This window comes from Stenotrophomonas sp. STEN023 (assembly GCF_056760135.1).
Genome location: NZ_JBRREF010000140.1, coordinates 1 through 6,507 on the forward strand (window position 1 = coordinate 1; position 6,507 = coordinate 6,507).

The 6,507-nt window shown below is 65.1% G+C and carries 7 protein-coding genes; 4 read left to right on the top strand and 3 right to left on the bottom strand.

Features of this window, described 5'->3' with window-relative positions; genetic code table 11:
- Nucleotides 1-246 precede the first annotated feature (246 nt).
- Nucleotides 247-729, bottom strand: a complete 483-nt coding sequence (locus ACVOLV_RS21740; RefSeq protein WP_481556174.1) for a redoxin family protein — start codon at nt 727-729, stop codon at nt 247-249.
- Nucleotides 730-880: 151 nt separating this feature from the next.
- Between ACVOLV_RS21740 and ACVOLV_RS21745 the strand changes: the two genes are divergently transcribed.
- Nucleotides 881-1,318 (top strand): Hsp20/alpha crystallin family protein, encoded by a 438-nt coding sequence (locus tag ACVOLV_RS21745; protein WP_481556175.1) that lies wholly within the window; start codon nt 881-883, stop codon nt 1,316-1,318.
- Nucleotides 1,319-1,444: 126 nt separating this feature from the next.
- Complete coding sequence (locus tag ACVOLV_RS21750) at nt 1,445-2,344, top strand: DnaJ C-terminal domain-containing protein (protein WP_481556176.1); 900 nt, start codon at nt 1,445-1,447, stop codon at nt 2,342-2,344.
- A gap of 299 nt (nt 2,345-2,643) precedes the next feature.
- Here ACVOLV_RS21750 and pilH read toward each other — a convergent pair whose 3' ends face one another.
- Together pilH and ACVOLV_RS21760 are read right to left on the bottom strand one after the other, a co-directional pair.
- Nucleotides 2,644-3,027 carry a twitching motility response regulator PilH gene (pilH, locus tag ACVOLV_RS21755; RefSeq protein WP_062166594.1) on the bottom strand — a complete coding sequence of 128 codons (384 nt, stop codon included), beginning with the start codon at nt 3,025-3,027 and terminating at the stop codon, nt 2,644-2,646.
- 91 nt (nt 3,028-3,118) lie between these two features.
- Nucleotides 3,119-4,114, bottom strand: coding sequence for an oxidoreductase (locus tag ACVOLV_RS21760; RefSeq protein ID WP_481556177.1), 996 nt, complete (start codon nt 4,112-4,114; stop codon nt 3,119-3,121).
- 297 nt (nt 4,115-4,411) lie between these two features.
- Here ACVOLV_RS21760 and hflK point away from each other — a divergent pair, with 297 nt between their 5' ends.
- A complete protein-coding gene (hflK, locus tag ACVOLV_RS21765; RefSeq protein ID WP_481556178.1) occupies nt 4,412-5,518 on the top strand; it encodes an FtsH protease activity modulator HflK in 1,107 nt (368 codons plus the stop codon).
- Nucleotides 5,515-6,378, top strand: a complete 864-nt coding sequence (gene hflC / locus ACVOLV_RS21770) for a protease modulator HflC (RefSeq protein ID WP_303747085.1) — start codon at nt 5,515-5,517, stop codon at nt 6,376-6,378. The genes hflK and hflC overlap by 4 nt, the downstream gene beginning before the upstream one ends.
- The last annotated feature ends 129 nt before the right edge of the window (nt 6,379-6,507 follow it).

A 6,507-nucleotide genomic window follows, 5' to 3' on the forward strand; every position in this document is an offset into this window, starting at 1 on the left:
TCCGCCGCACCCCCCCCCCACCCCCCCCCACCGCGCCCCTCCCCGGTCGGCTCCGCGCCCCACCCCCCCACCCCCCCCGCCCCCCCCCCTCCGGGCGCGCGCCCCCCCCCCCCCCCCCCCCCCCGCGCGCCTCTTACCCCCCCCCCCCCTCCCCCGCCCCCCCCCCCCCCCGCTCCTCCTCTTAACTTCGGGGGGCGGGGGGGGCGGGGGCCCCCCCCGCTCCCACAAAAGCACTGATAGCGCTGCTTATTCCGGCAAATTCGCCAGCACATGCTCGGCGCTGGAGACCTCGAACTGCCCCGGTTGTTCGATGTACGCAGCGCGGACCACGCCGTTCTCGATGTACAACGCAAAGCGGCGCGAGCGGATGCCCATGCCTGACGCGCTGGCATCCATTTCCAGGCCGAGTGCGCGGGTGAAGTCGCCATTGCCGTCGGACAGCATCTGCAAGCCGTCCGGCACCGACTGGCTCTTGGCCCAGGCCTGCATCACGAACGGGTCATTGACCGCCATGCAGAACACCTCGATACCGCGGTTGCGGAAGTCTTCGAAATGTTCAACGTAGCCAGGCAGGTGGCGGGCAGAGCAGGTCGGGGTGAATGCACCGGGGACCGCGAACAGGACTGCTTTGCGGCCATCAAACAATGCATGGGTGTCGATCGTTTCCAGGCCTTCGCGCAGGCGCTTCAAGGTTACTTCCGGAATACGGTCGCCGACGTTGATGGACATGGGGGTCTCCTAGGCTGAATTTAAGTTTAAAGCGGCAGTGCAGGCATTGTGTTGACAGCTTGAAAAGCTTGTCTTCACACAATACGTCCTTGTCATGGGAAAGGCAGTGCCATTCCGGCATGCCAGTCCCCACATCTTGCAGGAGGACATCATGAGCATCGTACGTTACCGCCAGTGGCCGACCCAGTCCGAGATTCATCAGTTGTTGTCGCCGCTGCTTGAAACCGTCACCAACAACACCGTGTCAGCGTGGTTGCCGGCGGTTGATATCCGCGAGGAAGCCAACCGCTTCGTCGTCTCGGCCGATCTGCCCGGCGTTGACCCTGCCAGCATTGACGTGCAGATGGAAAAGGGTGTGTTGACCATCAGTGGCCAGCGCAGCGCGCCGGAACTGGCTGAAGGCCAGCGGCTGACCCGCAGTGAACGCGGCCAGGGCGCCTTCAACCGCCGTTTCGTGCTGCCGGACAGCGCCGATGCCGAAGGCATCGTTGCCCACAGCCACAATGGCGTGCTGGAAGTGTGCATTCCCAAGCGTAGCGAGGCGGCACCGCGCCGCATCCAGGTGGTGCAGGGCCAGCCCAACGCCTGATGGCGTGAGCGAACTTCCACCTGCGCAGGCACCGTGGCCCGGTAGAATGGGCCCACGGCGCCTGCCGATTGCACGATGGCCCGTTGCCGCAAGGTGTCGGGCCAGCTTTTTTTCAGAGGTGTGAGGATGGAATTCAAGGATTACTACGCCACGCTTGGGGTTGAACCCAGCGCCGGTGATGCCGAAATCAAGACGGCCTACCGTCGGCTGGCGCGCAAGTACCACCCGGACGTAAGCAAGGAAGCCGGCGCCGAGGACAAATTCAAGGCGGTCAATGAGGCTTATGAGGCGCTGCGCGATCCAGCCAAGCGCAAGGCCTATGATCAGCTGCGCGCACAGGGCTATCGCCCGGGCGAGGAATTCAATGCCCCGCCGGGCTTTGGCGGCGGGCAGGGCTTTGATTTCGAGGAAGTGTTCGGCGGTGGCAATGCCAACGGCGGCTTCAGCGATTTCTTCGAGAGCCTGTTTACACGCCAGCGCGGTGGTGCTGGTGCGGGCGGACGCCGGCCGGGGCCGGGCTTCGGTGGCGCGGGTCCGCAGCCGATGCGCGATACCCGCGCCAAGCTGTCAGTGCCGCTGGAGGCTGCGTATAGCGGCGACAGCCTGCGTATCACCGTGGACGGCCGCCAGCTCGACGTACGCGTGCCCAAGGGTATTCGCCCGGGCCAGGTGATCCGCCTGAGCGGGCAGGGCAGTGGTGGCGGCAACCTGATGCTGGAGGTGGAGTACGCCTCGCATCCGAGATTCGAGGTTGATGGCCTCAATATCCTGTACACCTTGCAGGTGACGCCTTGGCAGGCCGCCTTGGGTACCAGCATCAGCGTGCCGACCCTGGGTGGTTCGGTGGAGCTGAAGGTGCCGGCTGATTCGGACAGCGGCCGCAAGCTGCGCCTGCGTGGCCGTGGTTTGCCGGGCAAGCCCGATGGCGACCAGATCGTGGAGCTGGAAGTGATTGCGCCGGTGGCGACCAATGAAGCGCAGCGCAAGGCGTACAAGGACCTGGCCAAGGCGTTTGGCGAGGACTGAGTGCGGATTGGTTTGCGCTGTTGCTGTTGAAGAGAAGCGGGCTTTGCCCGCTTTTCTTTTTTCTTTGGTTCATATCTTTAGCTGGAAGCTTGCCCTCACCCCAACCCCTCTCCCGTAAAGGGGTGTGGGGCTAGTGCACTAGCAGCCGACGTGATCCGAGCCCCTCTCCCGTTTACGGGAGAGGGGTTGGGGTGAGGGCAAGCTTCTAGCAAGCAAACCCAAAGCAAACCCCAACCGCCAAAAACAGGAAAGGCGGGCAAAGCCCGCCTTCCCAAACAGCTTTCCCCAAGAAAGCAGCTTCACCCAACCGGTGGCGCCTCTGCACTGAACACCTGCGCGATCACCGCCGACAGATCGTCTTCAGTAAACGGCTTGGTGATGTACGCCTTTGCACCTTGGCGCATGCCCCACAAGCGATCAGTGTCCTGATCCTTGGTGGTCACCAGAATCACCGGGATGTGCTGCGTGGTCGCCTCGCGCTTGAGCGTGCGGGTTGCCTGGAACCCATTGAGGTTCGGCATCACCACGTCCATCAACACCAGGTCCGGCAGCACCTGCTTGGCAACCTCTACCCCAGAGGCGCCATCAGTTGCGGTGAAGATCTCATGCCCCAGCTTTTCCACAATGCGTTGGATGCCCATCAACTGCGATGGTGAATCGTCGACGATCAGGATACGCGCCATGTTTTTCCCCAAGTAGTGGCGGCAGTGTAGTGCTGGCACGCCGCCGGCGTGAAGTCGCCGCCTTCACGCCGGGGAGCTCATGTGACCGGCGTCAATCAATTCTTACGACGGTGCGGCCGAAGGACTTGCCGTCCAGCATGGTGGCGAACACCTCGGGCAGGCCGTCCAGCCCCACTTCCCGAGTACAGATGCGGTCCAGGTGGCGCGGCTTCCAGTCGCTGCCCAGGCGCTGCCAGACCTGCTCGCGGATGTCGCGGGCAGTGCCGGCCGAGGCTACGCCGAGCAGCGAGACGCCGCGGATGATGAAGGGCATCACCGTCATGTCCAGCTCACCGGAGGCGGCCAGGCCGGCCGACGCCACGTTGCCATAGGGGCTGGTCTGCGCCAGCAAGCTGGTCAGCATGCTGCCGCCGACATTGTCCAGTCCGCCGCCAAAGCGCGCCGACTCCATTGGCCGGGTGGTGGCCAGGGCATCGCGGCCGAGGACCTGGCTGGCACCGATGGCGCTCAGGTAGTCCGCCGCCTCGGCCTTGCCGCTGATGGCATGCACCTCGTAGCCGGCCTGGCTGAAGATGTCCACCGCCAGTGAGCCGACCCCGCCGGTAGCGCCGGTGACGGCCAGCGGGCCATGGGCCGGCGTCTGCCGGTTGTCGGTCATGCGCAGCAGCGCCAGCGCGGCGGTGAAGCCGGCCGTGCCCAGCACCATGGCCTCGCGCAGGCTGAGCTGGGCCGGCAGCGCAATCACCCACTTGGATTCCAGGCGCACGTACTGGCTGTAGCCGCCGTCCCGGGTTTCGCTCAGGCCGCAGCCGGTGGTCAGCACCTGGTCGCCTTCGCGGAAGGCCGGGTCGCTGGAGGCGACCACTTCGCCGGCCACGTCGATGCCGCCAATCAGCGGGAAGCGGCGCAGGATCTTGCCCTTGCCGGTACCAGCCAGCGCATCCTTGTAGTTGACCGACGACCAGCGGGCGCGGATCACCACCTCGCCCGGGCTCAGCTGGTCCAGGTCCACTTGTTCAGGACCGCTGCGGTAGCCGGCGTCGTCGTTGTGGATGCGGAAGGCGGTGAACGGAGCGGTATGGGACATCGGTAGGCCTGCGTCGGAACGGGGGAGTGCAACCATAACTGTTGTGAAAAGGCCGGTCTGCCCTTATTCCTGTTCAGAGCAGGTGCCGAGCGAGGCCTGCACGGATATCGCGGGACCCGTCTTGGCTGGGGCTCGCACCGCAGGATCAGCTACTTGGGTCGCTGATCGGCGGGCAAAACTTTCCGTTCAGGTAGCCCCGAACCTGTTCAGAGTCTGCCTTGTTAGAATCGGGATTCAATAGATGGCCAGGTCCTAGGCGGGAGCCCCCGCAGCCTGGCCCTTACAGATGGAGCATGCATGGCCTGGAATACACCCGGCGGCAACAGCGGTGGTGGTGCGGACAACAACCGCGCGCCGCGTACGCCACGTGGCGGCAATGGCGGAGGTTGGGGTGGTGGACTGCCCGGTCCGCTGCGCGACCTGTTTGATGGCGGTATCTGGCGCTGGGTGCTGGTCGCATTGGGTCTGCTGTTGTTGTTCTCCAGTTTCCAGTTGATCGGCGAACAGCAGCGCGGCGTGGTCCTGCGCTTCGGCGAGTACTCGCGCATCCTGCAGCCGGGCCCGAACTTCAAGCTGCCGTGGCCGCTGGAGTCGGTGGTCAAGGTCAACGCGACCCAGATCAAGACCTTCAGCAGCAACGTGCCTGTGCTGACCCGCGACGAGAACATCGTCAACGTGTCGGTCAACGTGCAGTACCGCGTGGACGACCCGCGCGAGTACCTGTTCGGTACGGTTGATGCTGACCAGATGCTGGAACAGTCCGCGCAGAGCGCCGTGCGTGAGCAGGTCGGCCGTGCCGACCTGAATACCGTGCTGAACAACCGTGGTCCGCTGGCCGTGGTTGCCGAGCAGCGCCTGCAGGCTTCGTTGAAGGCCTATAAGACCGGCCTCAGCGTGACCGGCCTGACCCTGCCCGATGCGCGTCCGCCGGAAGAAGTGAAGCCGGCCTTCGACGAGGTCAACGGTGCCCAGCAGGTCAAGGAACGTTTGATCAACGAAGCCCAGGCCTATGCCGCCAAGGTGGTGCCGGAAGCGCGTGGCCAGGCCTCGCGTGCCCGCACCACCGCCGATGGTTACAAGCAGGCCATCGTCGCCCGCGCCGAGGGTGATGCACGCCGTTTCACCCTGTTGCAGGGCGAGTACAAGAACGCGCCGGAAGTCACCCGCAAGCGCCTGTGGCTGGAAACCGTGCAGCAGGTGCTGGCCGAGAACCGCAAGGTCATCGGTGGCGATGGCCGTCAGCTGATCTATGTGCCGATGCCCGCCGATGCTGGCAAGAGCTCGGCTGCCCCGCAGCTGACCCCGGAAATGGTGGCACCGGCCTTGCCGGCGGCGACCGACAGCATTCGCAACGCGGACCGTTCGGTCTCGCGCTCGGCATCGCGTGAGGAGGCCGGCCGATGAAAAATTCAGTCGTTATCGGCGTAATCGTCGCGGTGTTGCTGGGCCTGCTGGGCTCGGTCTACGTGGTGCGTGAAGACCAGACCGCCATGGTGCTCAACCTCGGCAAGGTGGTGCGTGCCGACATCAAGCCGGGCCTGCACTTCAAGGTGCCGCTGGTTGAAACCGTGCGCGTGTTCGACCGTCGTTTCCAGGTACTGGACACCGCCCCGGCGCGTTACTTCACCGCCGAGCAGAAGGACGTGAGCGTCGACTTCTTCGCCATTGGCAAGATCTCCGACGTGCGCGCCTATTACCGTGCCACCGGCGGCGACAGCAAGATCGTCAATGCCCGCCTTGCGCCGATCATCACCGACTCACTGCGTAATCAGATCAACTCGCGCACTTTGCAGGCGCTGGTATCCGGTGACCGGGGTGAGCTGATTGCCGGTCAGCTGAAGTCGATCAACGAGGCGATTGCGGCCTTGGGCATGGAGATCATCGACCTGCGCATCAAGCAGATCGACCTGCCGACCGACAGCCAGGTGATTGCCGACGTCTACGAGCGTATGCGCGCCCAGCGTAAGCAGGAGGCCGCCAAGCTGCGCGCCGAGGGCGAAGAGCAGTCGCTGACCATCCGCGCCCAGGCCGACCGCGAAAGCACCGTGATCGTGGCCGAAGCCGAGCGTGATGCGCAGCAGCTGCGCGGTGAGGGCGACGCCCAGGCCGCTTCGATCTACGGCAAGGCCGGTTCTGCTGACCCGTCGTTCTACGCCTTCTACCGCAGCCTCGAGGCCTACCGCGCCTCGATGACCGACGGCAACGGCGTGATCGTGCTCGACAAGAACGACCCGTTCCTGCAGTACATGAAGAGCGATCGCTGATCGCTTGACCTTTAGCCCCTCTCCCACCGGGAGAGGGGTTCTGTAGTGGGGGGGGGGGGCGGGGGCGGGGGCGGGGGGGGGAGTGAAGGGTGGGTGGGGGGGGCGTGGGCCCCGCGGGGGGGCGCGGGG

Excerpts from the sequence above, each read along its gene's own strand:
- hflC (WP_303747085.1), top strand. The coding sequence starts at position 5,515 with ATGAAAAATTCAGTCGTTATCGGCGTAATCGTCGCGGTGTTGCTGGGC.
- hflK (WP_481556178.1), top strand. The coding sequence starts at position 4,412 with ATGGCCTGGAATACACCCGGCGGCAACAGCGGTGGTGGTGCGGACAAC.
- ACVOLV_RS21740 (WP_481556174.1), bottom strand. The coding sequence starts at position 729 with ATGTCCATCAACGTCGGCGACCGTATTCCGGAAGTAACCTTGAAGCGC.
- ACVOLV_RS21760 (WP_481556177.1), bottom strand. The coding sequence starts at position 4,114 with ATGTCCCATACCGCTCCGTTCACCGCCTTCCGCATCCACAACGACGAC.
- pilH (WP_062166594.1), bottom strand. The coding sequence starts at position 3,027 with ATGGCGCGTATCCTGATCGTCGACGATTCACCATCGCAGTTGATGGGC.
- ACVOLV_RS21745 (WP_481556175.1), top strand. The coding sequence starts at position 881 with ATGAGCATCGTACGTTACCGCCAGTGGCCGACCCAGTCCGAGATTCAT.
- ACVOLV_RS21750 (WP_481556176.1), top strand. The coding sequence starts at position 1,445 with ATGGAATTCAAGGATTACTACGCCACGCTTGGGGTTGAACCCAGCGCC.